The 23,021-nt window shown below is 73.4% G+C and carries 24 protein-coding genes; 16 read left to right on the plus strand and 8 right to left on the minus strand.

Going from position 1 to position 23,021, the window contains the following annotated elements:
• Positions 1-61: 61 nt before the first annotated feature.
• The 4 genes from IEX99_RS10160 to IEX99_RS10175 all read right to left on the minus strand — a co-directional run bounded on the left by IEX99_RS10160 (position 62) and on the right by IEX99_RS10175 (position 3,973).
• Positions 62-994: a ribose-phosphate pyrophosphokinase gene (locus IEX99_RS10160; RefSeq protein ID WP_188899925.1), complete on the minus strand. Its 933-nt coding sequence runs from the start codon at positions 992-994 to the stop codon at positions 62-64.
• Between the two features lie 107 nt (positions 995-1,101).
• Complete coding sequence (locus IEX99_RS10165) at positions 1,102-2,094, minus strand: hypothetical protein (protein WP_188899926.1); 993 nt, start codon at positions 2,092-2,094, stop codon at positions 1,102-1,104.
• 68 nt (positions 2,095-2,162) lie between these two features.
• Positions 2,163-2,945, minus strand: a complete 783-nt coding sequence (gene pgeF / locus IEX99_RS10170; protein WP_188899927.1) for a peptidoglycan editing factor PgeF — start codon at positions 2,943-2,945, stop codon at positions 2,163-2,165.
• Entirely contained in the window at positions 2,942-3,973 is a 1,032-nt protein-coding gene (locus IEX99_RS10175) for a class I SAM-dependent methyltransferase (protein WP_188899928.1), read from the minus strand. Before IEX99_RS10175 ends, pgeF begins: the two co-directional genes overlap by 4 nt.
• Positions 3,974-4,124: 151 nt before the next feature.
• Between IEX99_RS10175 and secB the strand changes: the two genes are divergently transcribed.
• The 9 genes from secB to IEX99_RS10220 all read left to right on the plus strand — a co-directional run bounded on the left by secB (position 4,125) and on the right by IEX99_RS10220 (position 11,394).
• A complete protein-coding gene (gene secB, locus IEX99_RS10180) occupies positions 4,125-4,661 on the plus strand; it encodes a protein-export chaperone SecB (RefSeq protein WP_188899929.1) in 537 nt (178 codons plus the stop codon).
• A 65-nt stretch (positions 4,662-4,726) separates the two neighbouring features.
• Entirely contained in the window at positions 4,727-5,839 is a 1,113-nt protein-coding gene (hemH, locus tag IEX99_RS10185) for a ferrochelatase (protein WP_188899930.1), read from the plus strand.
• 11 nt (positions 5,840-5,850) lie between these two features.
• The gene (locus tag IEX99_RS10190; protein ID WP_188899931.1) at positions 5,851-6,318 is read left to right on the plus strand and encodes a DUF411 domain-containing protein; all 468 of its coding nucleotides are present in this window, start codon (positions 5,851-5,853) and stop codon (positions 6,316-6,318) included.
• Positions 6,319-6,354: 36 nt separating this feature from the next.
• Positions 6,355-7,050 carry an HAD family hydrolase gene (locus tag IEX99_RS10195; RefSeq protein WP_188899932.1) on the plus strand — a complete coding sequence of 232 codons (696 nt, stop codon included), beginning with the start codon at positions 6,355-6,357 and terminating at the stop codon, positions 7,048-7,050.
• Between the two features lie 142 nt (positions 7,051-7,192).
• Positions 7,193-7,645, plus strand: a complete 453-nt coding sequence (gene hemJ, locus IEX99_RS10200; RefSeq protein WP_188899933.1) for a protoporphyrinogen oxidase HemJ — start codon at positions 7,193-7,195, stop codon at positions 7,643-7,645.
• Positions 7,646-8,010: 365 nt separating this feature from the next.
• Positions 8,011-9,285 carry a transcription termination factor Rho gene (rho, locus tag IEX99_RS10205; protein ID WP_188899934.1) on the plus strand — a complete coding sequence of 425 codons (1,275 nt, stop codon included), beginning with the start codon at positions 8,011-8,013 and terminating at the stop codon, positions 9,283-9,285.
• A 187-nt stretch (positions 9,286-9,472) separates the two neighbouring features.
• Complete coding sequence (locus IEX99_RS10210) at positions 9,473-9,805, plus strand: cell envelope biogenesis protein OmpA (RefSeq protein WP_229677923.1); 333 nt, start codon at positions 9,473-9,475, stop codon at positions 9,803-9,805.
• Between the two features lie 59 nt (positions 9,806-9,864).
• Complete coding sequence (locus IEX99_RS10215) at positions 9,865-10,320, plus strand: HD domain-containing protein (RefSeq protein WP_229677924.1); 456 nt, start codon at positions 9,865-9,867, stop codon at positions 10,318-10,320.
• Between the two features lie 273 nt (positions 10,321-10,593).
• The gene (locus IEX99_RS10220; protein WP_188899935.1) at positions 10,594-11,394 is read left to right on the plus strand and encodes a Crp/Fnr family transcriptional regulator; all 801 of its coding nucleotides are present in this window, start codon (positions 10,594-10,596) and stop codon (positions 11,392-11,394) included.
• 34 nt (positions 11,395-11,428) lie between these two features.
• Here IEX99_RS10220 and IEX99_RS10225 read toward each other — a convergent pair whose 3' ends face one another.
• Genes IEX99_RS10225 through IEX99_RS10235 form a run of 3 tightly spaced genes read right to left on the minus strand, consistent with a single transcriptional unit; the run spans position 11,429 to position 15,013 of the window.
• On the minus strand, positions 11,429-12,400 hold the full coding sequence (locus IEX99_RS10225) for a quinone oxidoreductase family protein (RefSeq protein ID WP_188899936.1): 972 nt from the start codon (positions 12,398-12,400) through the stop codon (positions 11,429-11,431).
• Positions 12,397-12,897: a methylated-DNA--[protein]-cysteine S-methyltransferase gene (locus IEX99_RS10230; protein WP_188900161.1), complete on the minus strand. Its 501-nt coding sequence runs from the start codon at positions 12,895-12,897 to the stop codon at positions 12,397-12,399. The genes IEX99_RS10225 and IEX99_RS10230 overlap by 4 nt, the downstream gene beginning before the upstream one ends.
• A gap of 40 nt (positions 12,898-12,937) precedes the next feature.
• Positions 12,938-15,013: a thioredoxin domain-containing protein gene (locus IEX99_RS10235; RefSeq protein WP_188899937.1), complete on the minus strand. Its 2,076-nt coding sequence runs from the start codon at positions 15,011-15,013 to the stop codon at positions 12,938-12,940.
• Positions 15,014-15,091: 78 nt separating this feature from the next.
• Here IEX99_RS10235 and IEX99_RS10240 point away from each other — a divergent pair, with 78 nt between their 5' ends.
• The 7 genes from IEX99_RS10240 (at position 15,092) to IEX99_RS10270 (ending at position 21,599) form a co-directional block, all read left to right on the plus strand.
• The gene (locus IEX99_RS10240; RefSeq protein ID WP_229677925.1) at positions 15,092-15,478 is read left to right on the plus strand and encodes a (2Fe-2S) ferredoxin domain-containing protein; all 387 of its coding nucleotides are present in this window, start codon (positions 15,092-15,094) and stop codon (positions 15,476-15,478) included.
• 38 nt (positions 15,479-15,516) lie between these two features.
• Positions 15,517-16,860 carry a tRNA uridine-5-carboxymethylaminomethyl(34) synthesis GTPase MnmE gene (mnmE, locus tag IEX99_RS10245; protein ID WP_188900165.1) on the plus strand — a complete coding sequence of 448 codons (1,344 nt, stop codon included), beginning with the start codon at positions 15,517-15,519 and terminating at the stop codon, positions 16,858-16,860.
• Positions 16,861-16,879: 19 nt separating this feature from the next.
• Complete coding sequence (mnmG, locus tag IEX99_RS10250) at positions 16,880-18,757, plus strand: tRNA uridine-5-carboxymethylaminomethyl(34) synthesis enzyme MnmG (RefSeq protein WP_188899938.1); 1,878 nt, start codon at positions 16,880-16,882, stop codon at positions 18,755-18,757.
• The gene (rsmG, locus tag IEX99_RS10255) at positions 18,747-19,361 is read left to right on the plus strand and encodes a 16S rRNA (guanine(527)-N(7))-methyltransferase RsmG (RefSeq protein ID WP_188899939.1); all 615 of its coding nucleotides are present in this window, start codon (positions 18,747-18,749) and stop codon (positions 19,359-19,361) included. The genes mnmG and rsmG overlap by 11 nt, the downstream gene beginning before the upstream one ends.
• Positions 19,348-20,163, plus strand: a complete 816-nt coding sequence (locus IEX99_RS10260; protein ID WP_188899940.1) for a ParA family protein — start codon at positions 19,348-19,350, stop codon at positions 20,161-20,163. The genes rsmG and IEX99_RS10260 overlap by 14 nt, the downstream gene beginning before the upstream one ends.
• Positions 20,160-21,074 carry a ParB/RepB/Spo0J family partition protein gene (locus IEX99_RS10265; RefSeq protein WP_188899941.1) on the plus strand — a complete coding sequence of 305 codons (915 nt, stop codon included), beginning with the start codon at positions 20,160-20,162 and terminating at the stop codon, positions 21,072-21,074. Before IEX99_RS10260 ends, IEX99_RS10265 begins: the two co-directional genes overlap by 4 nt.
• A 291-nt stretch (positions 21,075-21,365) precedes the next feature.
• Positions 21,366-21,599, plus strand: a complete 234-nt coding sequence (locus tag IEX99_RS10270; RefSeq protein WP_188899942.1) for a hypothetical protein — start codon at positions 21,366-21,368, stop codon at positions 21,597-21,599.
• 164 nt (positions 21,600-21,763) lie between these two features.
• On the opposite strand, the gene IEX99_RS10275 is transcribed toward IEX99_RS10270, so the two are convergent.
• Positions 21,764-22,930: a DegT/DnrJ/EryC1/StrS family aminotransferase gene (locus tag IEX99_RS10275; RefSeq protein WP_188899943.1), complete on the minus strand. Its 1,167-nt coding sequence runs from the start codon at positions 22,928-22,930 to the stop codon at positions 21,764-21,766.
• Positions 22,931-23,021: the final 91 nt, after the last annotated feature.

The following is a 23,021-nucleotide window of genomic DNA, read 5'->3' on the forward strand; positions in this document are numbered from 1 at the left end:
CGTCGTCGCGCCCGCGGGCCGCCCGCCTGGCGGCGGCGCGGGCGCGGGCCGGGGACCAAGGCTAGCAGAACAGGGAGGAGACGGAACTCTCCTCCGAGATCCGCCGCATCGCCTCGGCCATCAGGGGCGCGATGGTGAGCTGGCGGACGTTCTTCGAGACCCGCACCGCCTCGGTCGCGGCGATGCTGTCGGTCACGGTCATCATCTCGATCGGCGCGGCGCCGATGCGCGCCACGGCGCCGCCCGAGAAGACGCCGTGCGTGACGTAGACGCTGACGGAGCGCGCGCCGTTCCTGAGCAGCGCCTCCGCCGCGTTGCAGAGCGTGCCGCCGGAGTCCACGATGTCGTCCACGAGGATGCAGTCGCGCCCCTCGACCTCGCCGATCACGTTCATCACCTCGGAGACGCCGGCGCGCGGGCGGCGCTTGTCGATGATGGCGAGGTCCACGTTGAGCCGGGCCGCGATGGCGCGCGCGCGCACCACGCCGCCGACGTCGGGCGAGACGACCATCAGCTCGCGCCCGGCGTAGCGCTGCTGGATGTCGCGCGCGAAGAGGGGGGCGGCGAACAGGTTGTCCACCGGGATGTCGAAGAAGCCCTGGATCTGCGCCGCGTGCAGGTCCATGGTCAGCACGCGGTTGGCGCCGGCCGCGGTGATCAGGTTGGCGACGAGCTTGGCGCTGATCGGCGTGCGCGGCCCGCTCTTCCGGTCCTGCCGCGCGTAGCCGAAATAGGGGATCACCGCCGTCACGCGCCGCGCCGAGCCGCGCTTGAGCGCGTCGAGCGTGATCAGCAGCTCCATCAGGTTGTCGTTGGCCGGGTAGGAGGTGGACTGGATGACGAAGACGTCCTCGCCGCGGACGTTCTCGTGGATCTCGACGAACACCTCCATGTCCGCGAAGCGGCGGATGGAGGCGTTGGTCAGCGGCAGGTTGAGGGCCGCGGCCACCGCCTCGGCCAGCGGGCGGTTGGAGTTGCAGGCGACGATCTTCATCCGCGGGGACACTCCGGGCGCCGTCCGGGCGGCGGGCGGCGGGTGTCTAGCAATGCGGCCGAATCGTGTAAATCGCGCAGTCGCTTGCGGCGGCGTCCCGACCCCGCTCAGCGCAGGCGCGGCGGCGCCGGCGGGTCCGCCGGCGGTCGCGCCTGCGGGGCGGCGGAGGCCGGCGATGCGGCGGGGGCCGGCCCCGGCAGGCCGCCGGCATTGCGGATCACGTCGCGCACGCCGCCCGAGGCCTCCTGCGCCACCACGTAGGCGACGTCGCCCCACAGGCCGTCCAGCGAACCCCGCGGCACCTCGTTGAGCTGCAGGACGCGGCCGAGCTCCTGGCCGTCGCGGCGCGTGACGATCCACTGGACCTCGACGCGCTGCACCGCGGGGCTCGCGCCCGGCGCCATCGCCACCACGCCCTCCACGCCGAACTCCGCGCGGTCGGCGCCGTCCTGCACGAGGAAGCCGCGGCCGGCGAGGAACTCGCGCATGCGCGCGGTGAGCGCCGTGTTGCCGTCGCCCGGCGCGCCGCGCACCGGCATCAGGCGGAGCCGCGGCGGGCCGGCGGCGAGCGCCGCCGGGTCGGTCGCCTTGCGCGCCGCCTCCACCCGCACGACGATCTCGGCGATGCCCGGCGCCGCCGCGCGCGCGGCGGCGCGCAGCGCCTCGGCGTCGCCCTCCGCCCAGGCGCGCAGCGGCACCGGGGCGCCGGTGACGGCGCCGAGTTCCGTCCCGTCGGCGTCGGCCAGGGCGAAGCGCGGCACCACGGCGCGCGCGCCGCCCTCGCGCCGCGCCTCGACGCGGAGGCGCCAGTCGAGCGGCAGCGGCTCGGTCGCGGCGGCCGGGATCTCGGCCGCGCGCAGCGCCTCGGCGAGGGCTTCCGCGAGCAGGTCGGCGGAGTCGGCGGCGAGCAGCGCCTCCGTCGGGCTCGGCACCGCGATGCGCAGCGCGGGCGGCGCGGCGAGCTGCGCGCCCAGCGCGCCGGGCCGGCCGCGGAAGGGCTGCGGCAGGTCGCCGCAGGCCGCCAGGGCGAGCGGCGCCAGCAGCGCCAGCAGCGGCGCGCGCCGGCGCCGCGGGGCGCGCCGGTCAGATCGCCAGGACACAGGAGACCAGCAGCGTCAGCAGGATCATCACGAGGAACATCACCAGGTAGGGCATCGGCTGCGGCCCCTCACGCCGGCGCCAGGGCGATCGCCGAGAGCTGGTGCCCGATCGGCCCGCCGCCCGCGAGCATGCTGCGCCGGTGCGAGAAGAAGCGCGCCTCGTCGGCGAGGGTGTCGGCGGCGAGCGTCTCGACGGCGCGCAGACCGGCGGCGGCGAGGCGCGCGGCGCAGTAGCCGGGCAGGTCGAACTGCCAGCGCCCCTCGCGCCGGCCGGGGGCGAAGAAGCGCGCGTCCGCGGCATCGCGCGCGAGCACCGCCTCGCGCAGGTCGGGGCCGACCTCGTAGCTCGGCTGGCGGATGCAGGGGCCGATCGCCGCGGCGATGCGGGCGCGGACGGCGCCGAGGCGCTCCATCGCCGCCACCGTCGCCTCGAGCACGCCGAGCACGGCGCCGCGCCAGCCGGCATGGGCGGCGCCGACCACGCCGGCCGCGGCGTCGGCGAGCAGCACCGGGGCGCAGTCGGCGGTGACGACGCCGAGGGCGACGCCCGGCCGGTCGGTCACCAGCGCGTCGGCCTGCGGGCGGTCGTCCTCGCCCCAGGCGCCGGGCGCCGCCACCGTGATGGCCGCGGCGCCGTGCACCTGGTGCAGGCCGAGCAGCGCGGCGGGCGGCAGGCCGAGCGCGTCCATCGCCCGCGCCCGGTTCCGTCGCACCGACTCGCGGTCGTCCCTGCCGTTGAGCGAGCAGTTGAGCGTGGCGAAGGGCCCGCCGGAGACGCCGCCGCGCCGGGTGAAGAAGCCGTGGCGCAGCCCGGCGAGCGAATCGGCGGCGAGGAATTCGGCGGCGCTCATGCGGTCTCGAATCCGGGCGGGGCGGGGAGGCCCGGATGGCACAGGCAGAGCGCCTTGAACAGCCGCCCCATGCCCTCCGGCGCCATCAGCCGGTGCGCGGCGGAAAGCTGCGCGGCGGCCTGCGCCGGCCGCGCCGCGGCGAGCATGGCGGCGCGGCTGGCGAGGCCGAGGCGCTGCAGGAACACCCCCTGCGGCAGCGGCCCGTGCACCGCGGCGCCGGCGGCGCGCGCGGCGGCGGCGAGGGCGGCGAAGTCCACATGGGCGGTGAGGTCGGCGCTGCCCGGCTCCGCCAGGGGATCGGCGCGGGCGTGGGCGCGCACGGCCTGGAGGCTGTCGCCGAAACCGCCCTCGGCCGGGCCGTAGTCGAGGATCAGCGCCGCGCCCCCCTGCGCGGCGAGGCGCGCGCCGAGCGCGGCGGCCAGCGCGCGGGCGGCCTCGTTCACCTCGAGGACGGCGCCCTCCGGCGCCTCGGGCGGCAGGGGCGGGGCGTCCTCGCCCGGCGGCAGTTCGAGGAAGGCGCCGTCGGCGACCCAGCGCTCGCGCCATGCCGCGCCGCGGCGGACGAACTGGCGGACCGGCAGGGCGTCGAGGAACTCGTTGGCGAGGAGGAGGGCGGGGCCCGGCGGCAGCGCGGCGGGGTCGTCGTGCCAGGCGGCGACCGCATCGCCGAGCCGCGCCCGCTGCGCCGCCCGCAGCCGCGGCGAGGCCTCGACCAGGTGGACTCGCACGGCGCGGCGGAAGGGCTGCGCCACCTCGGCCGCGGCGCGCAGGGCGTCGGCCATCAGCGTCCCGCGCCCGGGGCCGAGCTCGACCAGCAGCACCGGATCGGGGCGGCCCATCAGCGCCCAGGTGACGGCGGCCCAGAGGCCGAGGCACTCGCCGAAGGCCTGGCTGATCTCCGGCGCGGTGGTGAAGTCGCCGGCGGCGCCGAAGGGATCGCGCGCCGCGTAGTAGGCGGCGGCGGCGCGGGCCATGAAGCGGTCGAGGCGCTCGGCGGCCGGCGGCGCCGGGGGGACGGGGGAGGTCATCGGCCGCTGGATAGCAGGACCTGGCGGAAGCCCGATGGCCGCCGGCGCCACCCCGCGGTTCCGGCAGCCGAGCGGCGCGGCTGGCCGCTCCGCGCGGCCCGTGCTAGCGCTCGCCGCCCTTCCTCGCCGCAGACGGAGCCCGAGTCCGCCCATGTCCGATGCTTCCTCCCCGGTTCCGCCATCTCCGGGCGGCAACGGCGCCGCCGGCGACCCCGCGGCCGGCGCGCCGCAGCCGCCGGGCCCGCTGGTGCTCAACCTGCAGTACACCAAGGACCTCTCCTTCGAGGTGCCCGGGGCGCCGGAGATCTTCATCACGCTGCGCGAGCAGCCGCGCATCGACATCGCCCTCGACGTGCAGGCGCGGCCGCTGGAGCAGCCCGGCGTCTACGAGGTCTCGCTGCAGATCCGCTGCGACGCCCGGGCGGGCGAGCGGACCGCCTTCATCGCCGAGCTCGTCTATTGCGGCATCTTCACCATCACCATCGAGCCGAACCTGCTCGAGCCCGTGCTGCTGGTCGAGTGCCCGCGCCTGCTCTTCCCCTTCGCGCGCAACATCCTCGCCGACGTGACGCGCGACGGCGGGTTCCCGCCGGTGCTGCTCGCGCCGATCGACTTCGTGGCGCTGTGGCAGAGCCGCCGCGGCGGGGCGCAGGCGCCGGAGGGCCAGGCGCCGGTCGGGCTCGCCTGAGGGCGGCCCGTCCGCGCCCGGAGCGCGCCTTGACCGCCGGCGCGCGAGGCTCATCTGCCAGTCCGATGGACCAGCCCATCCCCCGCCGCCGGCTCGCGATCGTGCTGTTCAACCTCGGCGGCCCCGATTCGCCGGAGGCGGTGCGGCCGTTCCTGGTGAACCTGTTCACCGATCCCGCGATCCTGCGCGTGCCGGGCTTCGTGCGCCCCTGGCTCGGCCGGCTGATCGCCTGGCGGCGCACCAGGCCGGCGCGGGAGAACTACGCGGTGCTCGGCGGCCGGTCGCCGCTGCTCGAGCTGACCGAACGGCAGGCGCGCGCGCTCGAGGCGGCGCTCGCGGAGGAGGCGGGCGTCGAGGCGAAGTGCTTCGTCGCCATGCGCTACTGGCACCCGATGAGCGACGCGGCGGCACAGGCCGTGAAGGCCTGGGCGCCGGACGAGATCCTGCTGCTGCCGCTCTATCCGCAGTATTCCACCACCACGACCGGCTCCTCGGTCGCGGCCTGGGCGGAGGCGGCGGGGCGCGCCGGGCTCGGCGGCGTGCCGACGACGACGCTGTGCTGCTGGCACTCCGACCCCGCCTTCGTGCGGGCCACCGCCGCGATCCTTCGCCGCGCCCATGACGAGGCGCGCGCGGCGCTGCCGGCGGAGGTCCCGCTGCGGGTGCTGTTCTCCGCGCACGGCCTGCCGGAGGGCATCGTGCGCGCCGGCGATCCCTACCAGTGGCAGGTGGAGCGCAGCGTCGCCGCGGTGCGCGCGGCGCTCGGCATCCCCGGCCTCGACCACGCCATCTGCTACCAGTCGCGGGTGACGCCGCAGAGGTGGATCGGCCCCTCGACCGAGGAGGAGATCGGGCGCGCCGCGCGCGAGGGCGTCGCCGTGCTGGTCTGCCCGATCGCCTTCGTCTCCGAGCACTCCGAGACCCTGGTCGAGCTGGACGTCGAGTACCGCCACCTCGCCGAGCGGCTCGGCGTGCCGGGCTATTTCCGGGCCCCGGCGCAGAACGCCGACGCCGCCTTCGTCGCCGCGCTGGCCGGGCTGGTGCGCCGGGCGCGGGCGAGCGGGCGGGCGCTCTGCAGCTTCGCCGGCGCGCGGCAGTGCCCGCGGCCGCACACTGCCTGCCCGCACGGCCTTGCCGGGGCCGGCGCCGTGCGCGCCGCCGCCCCGGCGACCGGATGATGGAGGGACCCATGGCCTCGAAGATCACCCGTCGGACCGCCGCCGCGACGCTCGCCGCTGCTGCCGCCGCGCCTCTGGCGCCGTCGCGCGCCGCCCGGCCCGGCGCGGCGGAGGCCGTGCTCTACCGCGACGCGAACTGCGGCTGCTGCGGGGACTACGCGGACCACCTGCGCGCGCGCGGCCACGCCGTGCGCGTGGTGGCGACCGACGACCTCGCGCGGATCAAGCGCGAGCACGGCGTGCCGGAGGCGCTGGGGAGCTGCCATACGACGCTGGTCGGCGGCTACGTGGTCGAGGGCCACGTGCCGGTCGGCGTCGTGGAGCGGCTGCTCGTCGAGCGCCCGGCGATCCGGGGCATCGCGCTGCCCGGCATGCCGCTCGGCTCCCCCGGCATGCCCGGCCCGAAGTCGGAACCCTTCGTCATCTACGCCCTGCCACGGCGGGCGGTCGGACAGCCCACGATCTATGCCGTCGAGTAGCGGCCGGCCGCCGGGGGCGGGGAGCGGCGCCGCACCGTGAGCGCGTCCCGCCGCCGCCCACGCCCCGCCGCGGTGCTGTTCGACTGCGACGGCGTGCTCGCCGACAGCGAGGGCCTGGTGAACCGCATCGTCGCCGAGGCGCTCACCGCCCGCGGCTGGCGCATGACCGGCGAGCAGGCGCGCGAGACCTTCCTCGGCATGGCGCTGCCGGACATGGTGCCGGTGATCGAGGCCCGCACCGGCCCCCTGCCGCCGCGCTGGGGCCGCGAGCTGTCGGAACGCATCGCCCGCGCCCTGCGGGAGGAGGTGGAGCCGATCCCCGGCGCCGCCGCCGCCGTGCGCGCGGTGGCGGCGGCGGGCATCCCGGTCGCCTGCGCCTCCAACTCGGCGCGGCTCGAGCTCGTGGCGAAGCTCGAGCGGCTCGGCCTCGCCGCGCTGTTCGGCCCGCGGCGCATGCTGAGCTTCGAGGAGGTGCCGCGGCCCAAGCCCGCGGGCGACCTCTACCGCGCGGCGGCCGCGGCCTGCGGCGCCGACCCCGCGGACTGCGTGGTGGTGGAGGACAGCCTGCTCGGCGTGCGCGCGGGGCTGGCGGCGGGATGCCGCGTGCTCGGCTTCGTGCGCGAGACGGAGGCCGCGATCCTCGCCGGGCTCGGGGCGGAGCCGTTCTTCGCGATGGAGGCCCTGCCGGGGCTGCTCGGCCTCGGCTCGCCGGAGGGGCGGTCGGACTGCTAGCGTCACGAACGCTGCCGCGAGGGGGATCGCCGATGCCGTTGCCGCGACGCGCCGTGATGCCGGACATGCCGCAGGCCGCCGCCATGCGCAGGAGGATGGCCGCCCGCCGCCGGCCCCCGCACGGCCCGGCAGGGGGGGCGGCATGACGATCGAGGCGCTCGGCCCCTGGTATGCCTGGGTCAAGGCGGCGCACCTGATCTCGGTGGTCGCCTGGATGGCGGGGCTTTTCTACCTGCCGCGGCTGTTCGTCTACCACAGCGGGACGGCGCCGGGCTCCGAGGCGTCGGAGCTGTTCAAGGTGATGGAGCGCCGGCTGCTGCGCGGCATAATGAACCCGGCGATGATCGCGGCCTGGGCGTTCGGGCTGGCGCTGGTGCTGACCCCGGGGGTGGTGGACTGGCGGGCCGGGTGGTGGCACGCGAAGATGACGGGCTTTATCGCCCTCACGGTGTTCCACCACCATCTCGGCTACGCCCGGAAGGACCTGCTCGCGGACGAGCGGCGGCACTCCGCGCGCTACTGGCGCTGGATGAACGAGGTGCCGACCCTGGCGCTGGTGCTGATCGTCGTGATGGTGATCGTCAAGCCGTTCTGACGCGGCGGTAGCGCCCCGTGGGCGGGGCGACGTCGGCAGCGGCGAGCGGCAGCAGCCCGGGCGCACAACCCCTTGAAACCGCGGCAAGGATCACAACCTTCGGGTTGACGGAAAATCCCGCCCCGCATAGGGTTGCGAGGCTTTCCGGCAGCGGCGCAGGCGGAGGAACCGCCGATCCGCGCCGCTAGCCTTCCCTCCTCCTCCTCGGGACATCGCCGGACCTTGCCCCGCCCCGGCGGGGCGCATCCGGCGGAACGACGGGGGCCGGTCGCGCCTTTCCTGGCCATTGCCGGGACGGGCGCGCGGGCCGATCGGTCGCAGCCAGGGTCCCGATCCAGCCCATCTCTGCCGGACGCGTCCAAGCCATGCACCTCTCAGAACTCAAGGCCAAGAGCCCCTCCGACCTCCTCTCCTTCGCCGAGGACCTGCAGATCGAGAACGCGTCCAGCCTGCGCAAGCAGGACATGATGTTCGCGATCCTGAAGCAGCTGGCGGAGAACGAGCAGCCGATCCACGGCGACGGCACGCTCGAGATCCTGCCCGACGGCTTCGGCTTCCTGCGCTCGCCGCAGGCGAACTACCTGCCCGGGCCGGACGACATCTACGTCTCGCCGGCGCAGGTGCGGCGCTTCGGGCTGCGCACCGGCGACACGGTGGAAGGCCAGATCCGCGCCCCGAAGGACGGCGAGCGCTACTTCGCCCTGCTCAAGGTCACCTCGGTGAACTTCGAGCCGCCCGAGGCGCTCAAGCACCGCATCACCTTCGACAACCTGACCCCGCTCTACCCGACCCGCCGGCTGCGGATGGAGCATCCGGAGTTCGAGTCGGTCGCCAAGGGCCCGCAGAAGGACTACACGCCGCGGGTGATCGACCTGATCGCGCCGATCGGCATGGGCCAGCGCGCGCTGATCGTGGCGCCGCCGCGCACCGGCAAGACGGTGATGCTGCAGAACATCGCCAAGTCCATCACCGCCAACCACCCCGACGTCTTCCTCATCGTGCTGCTGATCGACGAGCGGCCGGAGGAGGTGACGGACATGGCGCGCACCGTGCGCGGCGAGGTGATCGCCTCGACCTTCGACGAGCCGGCGACGCGCCACGTGCAGGTGACCGAGATGGTGCTCGAGAAGGCCAAGCGCCTGGTCGAGCACAAGCGCGACGTGGTGATCCTGCTCGACTCGATCACCCGGCTCGGCCGCGCCTACAACAGCGTCGTGCCCTCCTCGGGCAAGGTGCTGACCGGTGGCGTGGACGCCAACGCGCTGCAGCGGCCGAAGCGCTTCTTCGGCGCCGCGCGCAACATCGAGGAAGGCGGCAGCCTCACCATCATCGCCACCGCGCTGATCGACACCGGCAGCCGCATGGACGAGGTGATCTTCGAGGAGTTCAAGGGCACCGGCAACTGCGAGATCGTCCTCGACCGCAAGCTCTCCGACAAGCGCGTCTTCCCGGCGATCGACATCACCAAGAGCGGCACCCGCAAGGAGGAGCTGCTGGTGGACCGCGCGACGCTATCGAAGATGTGGGTGCTGCGCCGCATCCTGAACCCGATGGGCACGATGGACGCGATGGAGTTCCTGCTCGACAAGCTGAAGTACAGCAAGACCAACCAGGACTTCTTCGACGCCATGAACACCTGATCCGCCGCGCCGGGGCGGCGCGGTGGCCTCGCCCCGGCCGGCGCGGGCGCAGGCCTCGATGTGCCCGCGACGGTTGCGGGGACGGCGCGGGACTCGCTTCCGCGTTGAGCGGCGATGGAGATATGGTATTCAGGCCTCGCCGGGGCCGTTCATGTCGCGGTCCCGATTCGGGGAGAAGCCAGTCCTGATGATCCGCAAGACCACCGCCCTGCTGCTGGCCGGCGTCGCCCTGGCCGGCGCTGCCGGTTGCACCAATCCCTACGACCCGGGCCAGCGGGCGCTGGGCGGTGCCGGCATCGGCGCGCTCGGCGGGGCGGCGATCGGCGGGCTCGCGGGCGGCGGGCGCGGCGCCGCCGCGGGGGCGCTGATCGGCGGCATTGGCGGCGCCGCGGTCGGCGCGGCCACCACCCCGTCGCCGCCGCCGCCGGCCACGTCCTATTACGGGGCGCCGCCGCCGGCCTACGGTTCGGCCTATGCCCCCGCCTACGGCCCGCCGCCGGGCTATTACTACCGGTACTGACGCCCGCCGCTCCTCCGCGACGGGCGGCATCGCCGCCCGGAGCCGAGGGAGGGGAGACGATGGAGGCCCCGAGGGACCATGTCGCGGCGCTGCTCTGCGCCGAGGTCTTCGCCGCGCGGGTGCACGGCACCCACCGTCGCAAGGGCGCCGCCGAGGAGCCCCACGTCAACCGCGTGCTGGAGGTGGCGGAGATCCTCGCCGCGCACGGCGCGCCGCCCGAGGCGCAGATCGCCGCCCTGCTCCACGACACGGTGGAGGACAGCGGCGACGACCCGCAGCCGGTGGCGCTCGACCGCCTCGCCGCCGAGTTCGGCGAGCGGGTCGCGGCCATCGTCGCCGAGGTCGCGGACGACAAGTCGCTGCCGAAGGAGACGCGCAAGGCGCTGCAGATCCGCCACGCCAACGGCCGATCCGACGCGGCGAAGCAGATCAAGCTCGCCGACAAGATCTCCAACCTGCGCGCCATCACGGCGAGCCCGCCGCGCGGCTGGGACCACGCCCGTCGCCTCGAGTAAGTCGGCCGGGCCGGCCGCGTCGCGGCCGGGCTCGAGGGCGTCAACCCGGCGCTGGATGCGCTGTTCGACGCCGCCTACCGCGAGGCCTGCGCGCGCCTCGCCGCCGAGGCCTGAGCACGGCGAGGCGACGGCGCTGCGGCTCCCGCGGGGGGCGCCGATGCCGCGGTCGAGGCGCCGCGACCCCTTGCGGTGCGGCACGGCGCGGGCAAGTTGCATATCCGCCTGCCCGCTCCATCCCGGAGCGGCGTGGTGCCGAAGGCGCAGCGACCGACCATGATTCCCACCGCCTCTCGCCCCGCCGGGCCGGCGACGACGACCGCCCCGACATCCGCAGCGGAGGGCGCCGCGCTGGCGGCCGCGGGCGGCACGACGCAATGGCTGGCGCGCTTCCCCCTCTTCGCGGAGGCCGACCGCGCCGCGCTTGCCCGCGCCGCGGCCGCGGCGCGCTGGATCGAGGTCGAGCCCGACCAGATGGTGCTCGACTTCGACCACGCCTGCACGGACCTGTTCCTCGTGGACCGCGGCGCGCTGCGCGTGCTGCTGCGCGCCGCGGGCGGGCGCGAGGCGATCCTCGACGAGATCGGGCCCGGGGCGTTCTTCGGCGAGATGGCAGCGATCGGCGGCGCCGCCGCCCCGCCGGCGGCGGGGGTGCGGGCGCTGCTGCGGTCGCGGCTCTGCGTGCTGCCGGCGGAGGCCTTCCTCGCCGTCCTCGCCGCCTCGCCGGCCGTGGCGCTGCGTCTGCTGCGGCTGTTCACCGCGCGGGTGCGGGCGCAGAACGCGCGGCTGCTGGAGCGCTCGGCGCTGCCGGTGCGCCACCGGCTCTACGCCGAGCTGCTGCGGCTGTCGCGGCCGGCGCCGGGGAACCCGGAGCGGATCGTGGTCAGCCCGCCGCCGGCGCGGCGCGACCTCGCGGCGCGGATCGGCGCGCGGCGCGAGGCGGTGTCGCGGGAGCTGGCCGACCTCGCGCGGCGCGGGCTGGTGGAGGTCGGCCGCCGCGCCCTGGTGCTGCGCGACCCCTTGGCGCTGCGCCAGGCGGTCGAGGCGGCGCTGGCCGAGGCGCGGGCCGGGGGGTAGCGGATCGTCCCCCGGCGCGGCGAGGGCGCACCGCTCAGGGGATCAGGACGGTGCTGCCGGTCGTCTTGCGGCCCTCGAGCGCCGCGTGCGCAGCCGCCGCGTCCTTCAGCGGGAAGGTCTGGTTGACGCGGATCTTCACCGCGCCGCTCCGCACCACCTCGAACAGGTCGTTCGCGGTCGCCAGCAGGTCGGCGCGCGAGGCGGTGTAGGTGTTCAGCGTCGGCCGCGTCAGGTAGAGCGAACCCTTGGCCGCGAGGATGCCGAGATCGGGGATGGAGACGGGGCCGGAGGCGTTGCCGTAGCTGACCATCAGGCCGAGCGGGCGCAGGCAGTCGAGCGAGGCGATGAAGGTGTCGCGCCCGACGCTGTCGTAGACCACGGGCAGCATCGCCCCGCCGGTGATCTCCTTCACCCGCTGCGGCAGGTTCTCGCCGGCGAGGACGACGTGGTCGGCGCCGTGCGCCTTGGCGAGCTCCGCCTTCTGCGGGGTGCTGACCACGCCGATCACCGTCGCGCCGAGATGCTTCGCCCACTGGCAGAGGATGAGTCCCACGCCCCCCGCCGCGGCGTGCACCAGGATCGTGTCGCCCTTCTGCACCTTGTAGGTCCGGCGCAGCAGGTACTGGGCGGTCATGCCCTGGAGCATCATTGCCGCGGCCTGGGTGAAGTCGATGTCGTCCGGCAGCTTCACCAAGCGGTCGGCCGGGACGCAGCGCGCCTCGGCATAGGCGCCGAGCGCGCCGGCATAGGCGACACGGTCGCCCGGCTTGAGGTCGGTGACGCCCTCGCCGACAGCCTCCACCACGCCGGCGCCCTCCATGCCGATCGTCACCGGGAGGGAGGGGACCTTGTAGAGCCCGGTGCGGAAGTAGACGTCGATGAAGTTGAGTCCCACCGCCTTGTGGCGGACGCGCACCTCGCCCGGCTTGGGGTCGGGCAGCGGCACCTCCTCCCAAACGAGCTTGTCAGGGCCGCCGTGCTCGTGGATGCGGATGGCGTGGTTCATGAGGGGCTCGTCCGTCCCTGGGGTTCGGACCATGGGGCGCCCGCGCGGCGGAGCGCGCGGTGCTCGAGGTCCAGGAGATAACGCTTCGTAGCCGGGCCCTCGCCGCCCGAATAGCCGCCGAGCGCGCCGTTCGCCGCGACGACGCGATGGCAGGGGATGAGGATGGGGATCGGATTGGCGCCGCAGGCCTGTCCGACGGCGCGCGGCGCGCTGCCGAGGAGGCGGGCGAGCTCGGCGTAGGTCCGGGTCTCGGCGGGCGGGATGGCGCGCATCGCGGCCCAGACGCGGCGCCGGAAAGGGGTGCCGCCCGGATCCAGGGGCAGATCGAAGCCGGCGCGGCGGCCATCGAAGTAGTCGTGCAGCTGCTCGACGGCACGACACAGCAGGGGCGTCGACTCCTGGTCGCGGCCGCGGCCCCAGTCGAGCGCGACGATCGCCCCGTCCTCCTCGGTCAGGGTCAGCTCGCCGCAGGGGGTGTAAAGCGAGAACTGGGGCATGGCGACGAAGGGGCGCGGATGCACCGTTGCAACGAGGCCGTCAAGCGGTTGTCGCGACCTCGTCACCAAGGGGCGCGGCTCGGCGGGCGAGGGCGCGGCGCAGCGTCGTCGGATCGGTGGCCGGGAGCGAGCAGGTGCCGGCGCGGCAGACATAGGCGGCCGGCCGGCCGCCGACCGGTCCCTTGCCGTGCGCCGGGTGTCCGGCGGGGAGGGCCGACGGGTCCGGCGCGCGCAGCACGGCCAGGGCCGGATCGGGATGGGCGAGCGCGGTGCGCGCCAGGGCCTGGGCCGTGCCGTGCCCGGGATCGCCGGCGACGACGACGGTCGCGCCCTCCGCCAGCAGGTCGGCGGCGGCGAGGAGGGTCGGCATCGCGGCGATTCCCTCATGGCCGGCAAAGGCGCCGATGGTCCGCTCCGCCGCCTTCCGCCAGCGATCGTCGCCGGTCAGGAGGAACAGCCTGGCCTGGACCTCGGCCATCAGACCGTTCCCCGAGGGGGTGGCGTTGTCGACGGCGCTGCGGCCGCGGATCAGGACGTCGGTCGCATCGGCGGCGGAGGCGTAGTAGCCGCCCTCCGGAGCGGCGAAGTACCGGTCGGCGATTCCCGCCCAGGTGGCGGCACGCTCCAGATAGGTTCGGTCGCCCGTCGTGTCATGGAGGGCCAGGGCGGCGCGCGCCATCGCCGCATGGTCCTCGAGCAGGCCGGCGGCTCCGGCACGGCCCGCCCGCCAGGCATGCAGCAGGCGGCCGTCGGGGGCGCACATCGTCTCGGAGACGAATTGGAAGGCGCGGCGCGCATGAGCGAGCCAGTCCGGCCGGTCGAACACCGCCGCCGCGCGGGCGAGGGCGGCGACGACAAGGCCATTCCAGTCCGCCAGCACTTTGTCGTCGCGTCCGGGGGGCACGCGGCTGGCGCGGGCCTCGAAGAGGATGCGGCGGCAGCGAGCGAGGATCGCCTCGGCATCATCGGACAGCCGCTGCGGGTGCCGGCGGCGGTTGAGAATGGTCTTGCCCTCCCAGTTTCCCTGCGCGGTGACGTCGTAGGTGGCCTTGAAGAGCGCCACCTCCTCGGGCGGGAGCAGCGCGTCCACCTCTGCCTCGGTCCAGACGTAGAACCTTCCTTCCTCGCCCTCGCTGTCGGCATCGAGACTCGATGCGTAGGCGCCGCCGGCGGTCAGCATCTCGCGCTCGAGCCAACCGACCGTCTCCGCCGCGCGCGCGGCGTAGAGGGGGGCGGGGGCGCCGGCGTGGGCGAGCGCGAGCAGTTCAAGGATCTGGGCGTTGTCGTACAGCATCTTCTCGAAGTGGGGAACAAGCCAGATGGCATCCACGCTGTAGCGGGCGTAGCCGCCGCCGAGATGGTCGTAGATGCCGCCCTGGCTCATGCGCCGGAGCAGCAGGTGCACGACCTCCGCGCAGGCGGGTTGATCGAGGCGGTGATGCATCTGCCAGAGGAAGCGGAAGATCGGCGGATTGGGGAATTTCGGCGCCCCGACAAGGCCGCCCTCGCGTGCGTCGGTCGCACGCACCAGGCCGAGCGCGACGCGGTTGAAGGTGGCCTCGATGGGGAGCGGGCCGGGCGTGGCCGCTGCCATCCGCGTCAATGCCCCCTTCAGCGCGGCGACGTTCTGCGCGACCTTGCCGCCTTCCTTGCGATAGGCCTCGGCCACACCGAGCAGCACTTGGCGGAAGGAGGGCCGGCCCCAGCGCGGCTCCGGCGGGAAGTAGGTGCCGCCCCAGAAGGGCTCGGCCTCGGGCGTGAGGAACATGGTGAGCGGCCAGCCGCCCTGCTCGCCGAGGAGATGGAGCGCGTTCATGTAGAGGGCGTCGATGTCCGGGCGCTCCTCGCGGTCCACCTTGATGTTGACGAAGAGGCGATTCATCAGGGCAGCCGTTTCCGGGTCCTCGAAGGACTCGTGGGCCATGACGTGGCACCAGTGGCAGGCGGCGTAGCCGACGCTGAGAAGAATGGGCTTGCCGGTGGCGCGGGCCTCGGCGAGCGCCTCCGGTCCCCAGGGGCGCCAGTGCACGGGGTTGTCGGCGTGCTGGAGCAGATAGGGGCTGGTGGTGTGCCGCAGCAGGTTCTCGGGCGGCGGAAGGCTGGGTGCTTCGGGCATGGGAACCTCTGGCCGGCGCGGGGGCACGCCGCTACATGGGGCGTCGCCCGCCAGCTGCCCAGCCAGGGAATCGCCCCCGTGAATGATGCTGCTCTGCAGGCCCAGTCGGGGTCGGATGAGGCTGATCCGCCCCTCTATTACCGGGCTCATGTCTTCGTCTGCTGCAATCGGCGCCCGGAAGGGCACCGGCGCGGATCTTGCGCAGCCAAGGGCAGCGAAGGGCTACGCGACTACATGAAGGCGCGAGCGAAGGAGCTCAGGCTCCAGAGTGTGCGAGTGAATGCGGCGGGTTGCCTGGATCGGTGCGAATTCGGCCCGACCCTCGTGATCTATCCGGAAGGGGTCTGGTACAGCCCGAAGACGCGCGAGGAAGTGGACGAAATTCTCGAGATGCATCTGGTGCGTGGCCGACGGGTGCGGCGGCTGATGCTCACAGAGCAGGATAGGCCGTCTCCCAAGGGCTGAGGCCGGAAGCGTTTCACGTGAAACGCTCCGGATTGCGTATGGACCGAAGAGAGCCTTTCGACGCAATCTTCGCTCTAGCCTCCGGCGCTGGCAGGGCGGCTGTCGCTGTTATGCGCCTCTCGGGCGCGCGCGGCTGCAAGGGGATCCTTGATCGTCTGACCGGTGGCAGAGTGCCGCCGCCGCGCATGGCCGGGCTGCGCCGGCTCCGACATCCCGCGACGGGGGAAACGCTGGACCGGGCACTGGTGCTGTGGTTTCCCGGGCCGCGCAGCTATACGGGGGAGGACGCGGCAGAACTGCATCTGCATGGCGGTCCGGCGGTGATCGCTGGTGTTGCCGAGGCGCTGGTCGCGCTCGGTGCTCGTCCGGCGGAAGCGGGAGAGTTCACACGACGCGCCTTTCTCAACGGCAAGCTGGATCTGACGGCAGCCGAGGGCATCGCCGACTTGATAGCGGCGGAAACTGCCGGACAGCGGCGACAGGCGCTGCGCCAGGCGGAAGGCGCCCTGGCCGCGTTATACGAGGATTGGACGTCGCGCCTGACACGCCTCTTGGCGCACCAAGAGGCGGCAATCGAGTTCGCCGACGAGGACCTGCCGACCGACCTGGGCGACCAGGCGCGGAACGGGGCAGCGGCACTGCGGACCGAGATCGAACGGCATCTCGACGATGGTGGCCGTGGGGAGAGGCTGCGCGAGGGGCTTGAAGTGGTGATTGTGGGCGCCCCGAATGCCGGAAAATCCTCCCTGCTGAATGCGCTGGTCGGACGGGATGCGGCGATCGTATCAACCCGCATGGGGACGACCCGTGACGTGATCGAGGCCCGGCTCGATCTGGGCGGAGTGCCGGTGACGCTGGCGGACACGGCCGGACTGCGGGAGGCAGCGGACGAGATCGAGGCGGAAGGGGTGCGCCGGGCGCGCCGTCGCGCCGAAGGGGCTGATTTGGTCTTGGCGCTCTTTGCCGCGGATCGGCCGCCGGATGGGGCCACCCTGGCATTTCTCGAACGGTCCGAACCAGAGGCCCTCGCGGTGGTGAGCAAGGTCGACTTGGCTCCGGCGCCGCGGCAGGTCGGCGGGCGGATCCCGCTCGGTGTGAGTACGAGGACTGGAGAGGGCCTGCCAGAGTTGCGCGCTCGCCTTGCCGAGACGGCAAGCGCGCGGGCGGCGCCCGGTGGGACTGCGGCGCTGACTCGTCCGCGCCACCGTGCCACGCTGCGGGAGGCCGCCGCCTGGCTGCAGGACGCCGAGACCGCGCCGCTTCCGGAACTGTCGGCGGAGGCGCTGAGGGCGGCGCTGCGGGCGCTCGGTCGGCTGACGGGCCGCGTGGGGGTCGAGGAAGTGCTTGATCGAGTGTTCGCCGACTTCTGCATCGGAAAGTGATGGGCCTATATCGCCGGCCATGGAGGAAGATCGGTTCGATGTCGTCGTGGTCGGGGGCGGGCACGCCGGCACCGAGGCGGCGGCAGCGGCGGCGCGCTGCGGCGCGCGGACGCTGCTGCTGACGCATCGCCTCGCAACCATCGGCGAGATGTCGTGCAATCCCGCCATCGGTGGTATCGGCAAGGGGCACCTAGTGCGGGAAGTTGACGCACTCGACGGCATCATGGGGCGCGCTGCCGACTTGGCGGGCATCCATTTCAAGCAACTCAACAGGAGCAAGGGACCAGCGGTGCGCGGGCCGCGGGTCCAGGCGGACCGAGCCTTGTACCGGCGCGCTGTGCGCACCCTGCTTGAGGCGCAGCCTCGGTTGACCCTGCGCGCTGCAGCGGTTGAGGCCATCGAACGCGATGCCGAGGGAGCGGTCAGCGGCATCGTCTGTGACGGCGGGAGTCGGGTCCGCTGCGGCGCGCTGGTGATCGCCGCCGGCACCTTCTTGCGTGGCACGATTCACATCGGAGCACGCCGGTTGCCGGCGGGACGCGCGGGTGATCCGCCGTCGATCGGCCTCGCCCTGTCGATCGAGCGGTTGGGTTTGCCAATGGCGCGCCTGAAAACCGGCACACCACCGCGGCTCGACGGCCGGACGATCGACTGGGCCGCGCTCGATAGCCAACCGAGCGATGACCCACCGGAGCCGATGTCGTGGATGACCGAGGCGATCAGCAACCCGCTGGTCCGGTGCGGCATCACCTGGACGACGCCGGAGACCCACGCGCTCGTCCGTTCGCGTCTTCACGAGGCGCCGGTATATGCCGGACGGATCCAGGGGGCCGGTCCGCGCTATTGCCCCTCCATTGAGGATAAGGTGGTCCGTTTCGCCGAGCGCGACCGCCACCAGATTTTCCTCGAGCCAGAAGGTCTGGACGATCAGACGATCTACCCCAATGGCATATCTACAAGCCTGTCGGAAGAAACGCAGGCAGCGATGGTGTCGACGATCCCTGGACTCGAGCGAGCGCGCATCCTCCGCCCGGGCTACGCCATCGAGTACGATCACGTTGACCCGCGCTGCTTGCGCCCGACGCTTGAGGTCCGTTCCGTGCCACGGCTGTTCCTCGCTGGACAGATCAACGGAACGACAGGTTACGAGGAGGCCGCCGCGCAAGGCCTGATGGCGGGAATGAACGCCGCACAACGGGCTGGCGGCGCACAGGCCGATCGCGTGCTGACCCGCACCGAAGCTTATATCGGCGTGCTGATCGACGATCTGGTGCTACAGGGTGTGAGCGAGCCCTATCGGATGTTGACCGCGCGCGCCGAGCATCGCCTTTCGCTGCGCGCCGACAACGCCGGGCTTCGGCTGACTGGCCGTGGGATGGCCTGGGGCGTCGTCGGTCCTCAGCGCGGGGCTCGGCATCGCGCCTTCGCCTCGGCCGTTGCAGAGGCGCTCCAGCGCGCCCGCACGGAAACGGCGACGCCGGCGCAGTTGGCGATCTCGGGCGTGGTGGTAAGCCTCGATGGCCGGCGGCGAAGCCTGATCGAAATCCTTGCGCTGCCAGGCGTGACGCAAGAGCAAGCGGCTGCCGTTTTTCCCTGGTTGCGCGACTTGCCTCCGGGTGTCCTGGCGGAATTGGAGGCGGAAGCGCTCTATGCGCCTTACCTGCGCCGGCAGGAGGCGGAGCGACGGATGCTATCGCGTGAGGAGCGCACGCCGATCCCCGAGGGGCTGGATTTTTCCTCCGTGGCGGGACTGTCGATCGAGATGCGCCAGCGTCTCTCCATCGCCCGTCCGGCGACCCTGGGCAGCGCGGGGCGGATACCGGGCATAACGCCGGCCGCTCTGGCGGCGCTCGCGGCCCACCTGCGGCGCACCGCTGGCCGAACCGATGGCCACTGAGCGGCGTTCGATCCCCCCGGTCGAGGTTTCACGTGAAACGCGCGCGCGGCTCGACCGCCTCAAATTTCTATTGCTGGATTGGAACAGGCGGATCAATCTCGTCGCAGAGCGCGACGAAGGTGCGATCGAACGGCGACACATCGTCGATTCCTTGCAGCTCTGGCCCCTGCTGCCCATCAGGGGCCCACTTGTCGATCTCGGCTCCGGTGCCGGCTTCCCCGGCCTCGTACTCGCCCTGGTCGCGGAAAGACCTATCCACCTGATCGAATCCGACCGGCGCAAGGCGGCGTTTCTCACCGAGGCCAGCCGAGTTCTCGGTCTTGCCCATGTCCAGGTGCACGCCATGCGGATCGAAGCCGTGCCACTCACCGGGATGGCCGCGGTGACCGCGCGCGCGCTGGCGCCCGTCCGCGATCTGCTCCCCCACGCGGTCCGGCTTCTCGCGCCTGGTGGCGTGGCGGTGTTCCCCAAGGGGCGAAACGCCGAAGCCGAATTGACGGAAGCTGCCCGTGACTGGACAATGCGAATCGAGCGGTTCCAGAGCCGCACCGATCCGGAAGCGACCATCCTCCGCCTGAGCGATATCCGCCGTGCCGGCGCCTGAACGCCGCAATCCGCGGCTCCTTGCCCTCGCCAACCAGAAAGGGGGTGTGGGCAAGACCACGACGGCGATCAACCTCGCCACGGCCCTTGCCGCAAAGCGCAAGGTCCTGCTTGTCGATCTCGACCCCCAGGGTAATGCCTCGACGGGGCTCGGGATCCCCCGATCCGAGCGCGGCATGGGCAGCTATGCACTGCTCGCGGGCGATCGAGGCCTCGCTGAGCTCGTTCGCCCCACCCAGGTGCCGACTCTTAGCCTGGTTGCTGCAGACGCTGAACTCGCCGGGGCCGAGGTCGAACTCGTCGCATTGCCCGATCGCGACCGCCGGCTCCGCCAGGCGCTTTCGGCCGCCGGCAATTTCCTCGCCGACTACGACTACATCTTTTTTGATTGCCCGCCTTCGCTTGGCCTTCTGACCCTGAACGCCCTGGTCGCGGCCGATGGCGTCATCGTGCCGCTGCAATGCGAATTCTTCGCCCTTGAGGGCGTCAGCCAGATCACCCGCATCCTCGACAGGGTGAAGCGGGCCCTCAATCCGGGGCTTACGCTCGAGGGCATCGTGCTGACCATGTACGACCGCCGGAACAACCTCTCCGAGCTGGTCGCCGCGGACGTGCGCGGCTTCTTCAAGGAGAAGGTCTTCGACACCGTCATTCCCCGCAACGTGCGGGTCAGCGAGGCACCGTCGCATGGGCTGCCGGTGCTGCTCTATGACTTCCGCTCGATCGGCGCGCAGGCCTACGTTCAGCTCGCCGCCGAGCTGCTGAAGCGCGAGCGTGACAGGGGAGAGACCACGGCCGCATGAGCGCCACTCGCAAGACGTCCCGTCTCGGCATGGGACTCTCGGCCCTGATCGGCGACGCCCCGCCGCTCGCCGAGCCCGACCGTCCGGGCCTGGCCCCCCCTGCGGCCGCTGGCAGCGGCCAGCGCGCTCTGCCGATCGAAGCGCTGGAGCCCGGGCCTTTCCAGCCACGCGGACCGGCTGAGCCGGAGGGCCTAGCCGAACTCGCGGCCTCGATCCGCGAGCACGGCGTGCTGCAGCCCATCCTGGTCCGACCCAAGCCCGGCGCGCCCGGCATCTACCAGATCATCGGCGGCGAGCGCCGCTGGCGCGCGGCGCAGGCCGCGGGGCTGCACGAGGTCCCGGTCATCGTCCGCCCCTTCGGCGATCGCGAGGCCATGGCCGCCGCGCTGGTGGAGAACCTGCAGCGCCAGGATCTCAATGCGCTCGAGGAAGCCGAGGGCTACTCCCGCCTGATCGAGGAATTCGGCCTCACCCAGGACGCGCTGGGCAAGGCGGTCGGCAAAAGTCGCAGTCACGTCGCGAACACGCTGCGTCTCCTCGGCCTGCCGCCGCGCGTGCGCGAACTGTTGCGCAACGGCCAGCTCACCGCCGGCCACGCCCGCGCCATCCTGGCGGCGGATGATCCGGAGAAACTTGCCACCGCCGTGGTGGTTCGCGGCCTCAGCGTTCGGCAGACCGAGGCTCTCGCGGCAGCCAGGCCGCGCGAGCCCGGCGCGGAGGCCGGAGGCGATCAAGGCGAGACGAGGCGCGACCCCGACACCGCTGCCCTCGCCCGCGACCTGACCGAACGCCTCGGCCTGCGCGTCACCATCCACCCACGCAGCGGCGGCGGCGGCCAGCTGACCATCGCCTATCGCGACCTCGATCAGCTCGACGGGCTGGTTCGGCTGCTCGACCCGCACACCCGATAGCGCGCCGCTCGCCGGCTCGCCGTCGGCCGATCCTGCGAGCTGGCGCCGGCGGGCGGCAACCGGCGGTCGTGTTCCGGATCGCGAGCCTTCTGCCTCAACCGGTACCCACCCCGGCCGGGTGCGCCCCGGGCACTGCCCCGAGCGCAATGTTTTGACATTGTCAGGTTGCCTCCGCGGGCGGACTTAAACCCCTGTCACATTGCGGAATGCTCCCCGAGAAGCGTTCACATATATGTTAGGTGGCGACGCGCGCAGTCTGCGCGTCAGACGCATGCAGGGGGCCAGTTTTCCATGCGCAAGGTTCTGCTTTCGTCGCTCGGCCTGCTGGGCCTGGCGGCTGTTGCAATGCCCGCCTCGTCCGGCGCCGAGGCCCGCACGGCCTTCGACGTCACGGCCTCGACGAGCAGCGGACCAAGCCAGGTGCAGGTCGCGCCGACCGGCGTCGAGCGCGGGGTCGCTGCGGAGGACGAGGCGGCGGCCCGTCGCAAGCGCCGCCGCCGGGGCGGCGGCACCGGCGGGCGGTAACGACCCGCTCTGACCCGTCGGCCCGCAGACCTCGTCGCGTCGCGCGCCGCCTGAGGGGGGAATGAGGCGGCAGCGAGCCGTGCGGGCCGACCTGCGGCCGCACCCGGCGGATGCACGATCGGAACCGGTCGCCATCCGGCGCGGGCGCCGCGCCCGCCTCGGCCTCAGCCCCGCGCGGCGAGCAGCGCGGCGCAGATCCGATCCACCTGCGCGTCGCCGAGATAGGGGTGCATCGGCAGGGACAGCACGCGCTCGGCCAGCGCCTCGCTGACTGCCAGGGACGGCGCCCCGCCCGCGATCGCCGTCCGGTGCGCCTCCGCATAGGCCGGCTGCCGGTGCAGCGGCCGCGGATAGTAGATGCCCGTCGCGATGCCCTGCGCCTTGAGCGCGGCTGCCGCCCGATCGCGCTCCGCCCGGTCCCGCAGCCGCACCGTGTAGAGGCCGCGCGCGTTCACCGCCCCGGCGCTCCGCCCCGCCTGCACCCCGATCCCGCTGCCCGCCAGCAGCGAGTCATACCGCGCCCCGATCCGGGCGCGTGCCGCCAGCTCGCCCTCCAGCAGCGGCAGCTTGGCGAGCAGCACCGCCGCCTGGAGGGTGTCGAGCCGGCCGTTCATGCCGGTGCGCAGCACCTCGTAGCGGGTCCTGCCCTCGCCATGCGTGCGCAGGCTGCGGTAGAGCTCCGCCCGTTCCGCGTCGCGGGTCAGCAGCGCGCCGCCGTCGCCGTAGCAGCCCAGGGTCTTGGTCGGGTAGAAGCTCAGCGCCGTCGCGTCGCCCCAGGCGCCGAGCCGCACGCCGTCCAGCGCCGCACCGAAGGCCTGCGCCGCGTCGTCGAGCGCGAACATCCCCTCGCGCCGGCAGATGTCGAGGATCGCCGGCCAGTCCGCCGGCAGGCCGAACAGGTCCACGCCGACCACCGCCCGCGGCCGCAGCCTTCCCTCGGCGCGGACCAGGGCGACGCGCCGCTCCAGGTCGGACGGGTCGAGGTTGAAGCTCGTCTCCTCGACATCCACGAAGACCGGCGTCGCGCCCAGCACCAGCGGGACCTCGGCGGTGGCGGTGTAGGTGAAGGCGGGCAGGAACACCGCGTCGCCCGGCCCGATCCCCTCCGCCATCATCGCGATCTGCAGCGCGTCCGTGCCCGAGGAGACGCCGACGCAGTGCACGCCCTCCCCGCAGAAGGCGGCGAGCCGCGCCTCCAGCTCCTCCACCTCCGGCCCGTTAATGTAGCGGCCGTGGTCGAGCACGGCGGCGATGCGCCGGTCGAGATCGGCGCGGATCAGCGCCTGCTGCGTCTGGATGTCGAACAGGGCGATGGGGCCGGAGCCGGTCATGCGAAGCCTCGATCCGTGACGGCCTCCCGCGACCCTCCCCGCAGGTGCCGAGGCCGGGATCGCGCGACCGGCTCCCGCTCGCCCCGGCGCC

It is taken from the genome of Caldovatus sediminis (assembly GCF_014644455.1).
Classification (GTDB): Bacteria; Pseudomonadota; Alphaproteobacteria; order Acetobacterales; family Acetobacteraceae; genus Caldovatus; species Caldovatus sediminis.

Coding starts and splice junctions, on each gene's coding strand:
- IEX99_RS10210 (WP_229677923.1), top strand. CDS start 9,473: ATGATCCGCAAGACCACCGCCCTGCTGCTGGCCGGCGTCGCCCTGGCC.
- rsmG (WP_188899939.1), top strand. CDS start 18,747: ATGGCCACTGAGCGGCGTTCGATCCCCCCGGTCGAGGTTTCACGTGAA.
- IEX99_RS10270 (WP_188899942.1), top strand. CDS start 21,366: ATGCGCAAGGTTCTGCTTTCGTCGCTCGGCCTGCTGGGCCTGGCGGCT.
- IEX99_RS10235 (WP_188899937.1), bottom strand. CDS start 15,013: ATGCCCGAAGCACCCAGCCTTCCGCCGCCCGAGAACCTGCTGCGGCAC.
- IEX99_RS10175 (WP_188899928.1), bottom strand. CDS start 3,973: ATGACCTCCCCCGTCCCCCCGGCGCCGCCGGCCGCCGAGCGCCTCGAC.
- mnmG (WP_188899938.1), top strand. CDS start 16,880: ATGGAGGAAGATCGGTTCGATGTCGTCGTGGTCGGGGGCGGGCACGCC.
- secB (WP_188899929.1), top strand. CDS start 4,125: ATGTCCGATGCTTCCTCCCCGGTTCCGCCATCTCCGGGCGGCAACGGC.
- pgeF (WP_188899927.1), bottom strand. CDS start 2,945: ATGAGCGCCGCCGAATTCCTCGCCGCCGATTCGCTCGCCGGGCTGCGC.
- IEX99_RS10220 (WP_188899935.1), top strand. CDS start 10,594: ATGATTCCCACCGCCTCTCGCCCCGCCGGGCCGGCGACGACGACCGCC.
- IEX99_RS10215 (WP_229677924.1), top strand. CDS start 9,865: ATGGAGGCCCCGAGGGACCATGTCGCGGCGCTGCTCTGCGCCGAGGTC.
- hemH (WP_188899930.1), top strand. CDS start 4,727: ATGGACCAGCCCATCCCCCGCCGCCGGCTCGCGATCGTGCTGTTCAAC.
- IEX99_RS10275 (WP_188899943.1), bottom strand. CDS start 22,930: ATGACCGGCTCCGGCCCCATCGCCCTGTTCGACATCCAGACGCAGCAG.
- IEX99_RS10160 (WP_188899925.1), bottom strand. CDS start 994: ATGAAGATCGTCGCCTGCAACTCCAACCGCCCGCTGGCCGAGGCGGTG.
- rho (WP_188899934.1), top strand. CDS start 8,011: ATGCACCTCTCAGAACTCAAGGCCAAGAGCCCCTCCGACCTCCTCTCC.
- IEX99_RS10230 (WP_188900161.1), bottom strand. CDS start 12,897: ATGCCCCAGTTCTCGCTTTACACCCCCTGCGGCGAGCTGACCCTGACC.
- mnmE (WP_188900165.1), top strand. CDS start 15,517: ATGGACCGAAGAGAGCCTTTCGACGCAATCTTCGCTCTAGCCTCCGGC.
- IEX99_RS10225 (WP_188899936.1), bottom strand. CDS start 12,400: ATGAACCACGCCATCCGCATCCACGAGCACGGCGGCCCTGACAAGCTC.
- IEX99_RS10265 (WP_188899941.1), top strand. CDS start 20,160: ATGAGCGCCACTCGCAAGACGTCCCGTCTCGGCATGGGACTCTCGGCC.
- hemJ (WP_188899933.1), top strand. CDS start 7,193: ATGACGATCGAGGCGCTCGGCCCCTGGTATGCCTGGGTCAAGGCGGCG.
- IEX99_RS10190 (WP_188899931.1), top strand. CDS start 5,851: ATGGCCTCGAAGATCACCCGTCGGACCGCCGCCGCGACGCTCGCCGCT.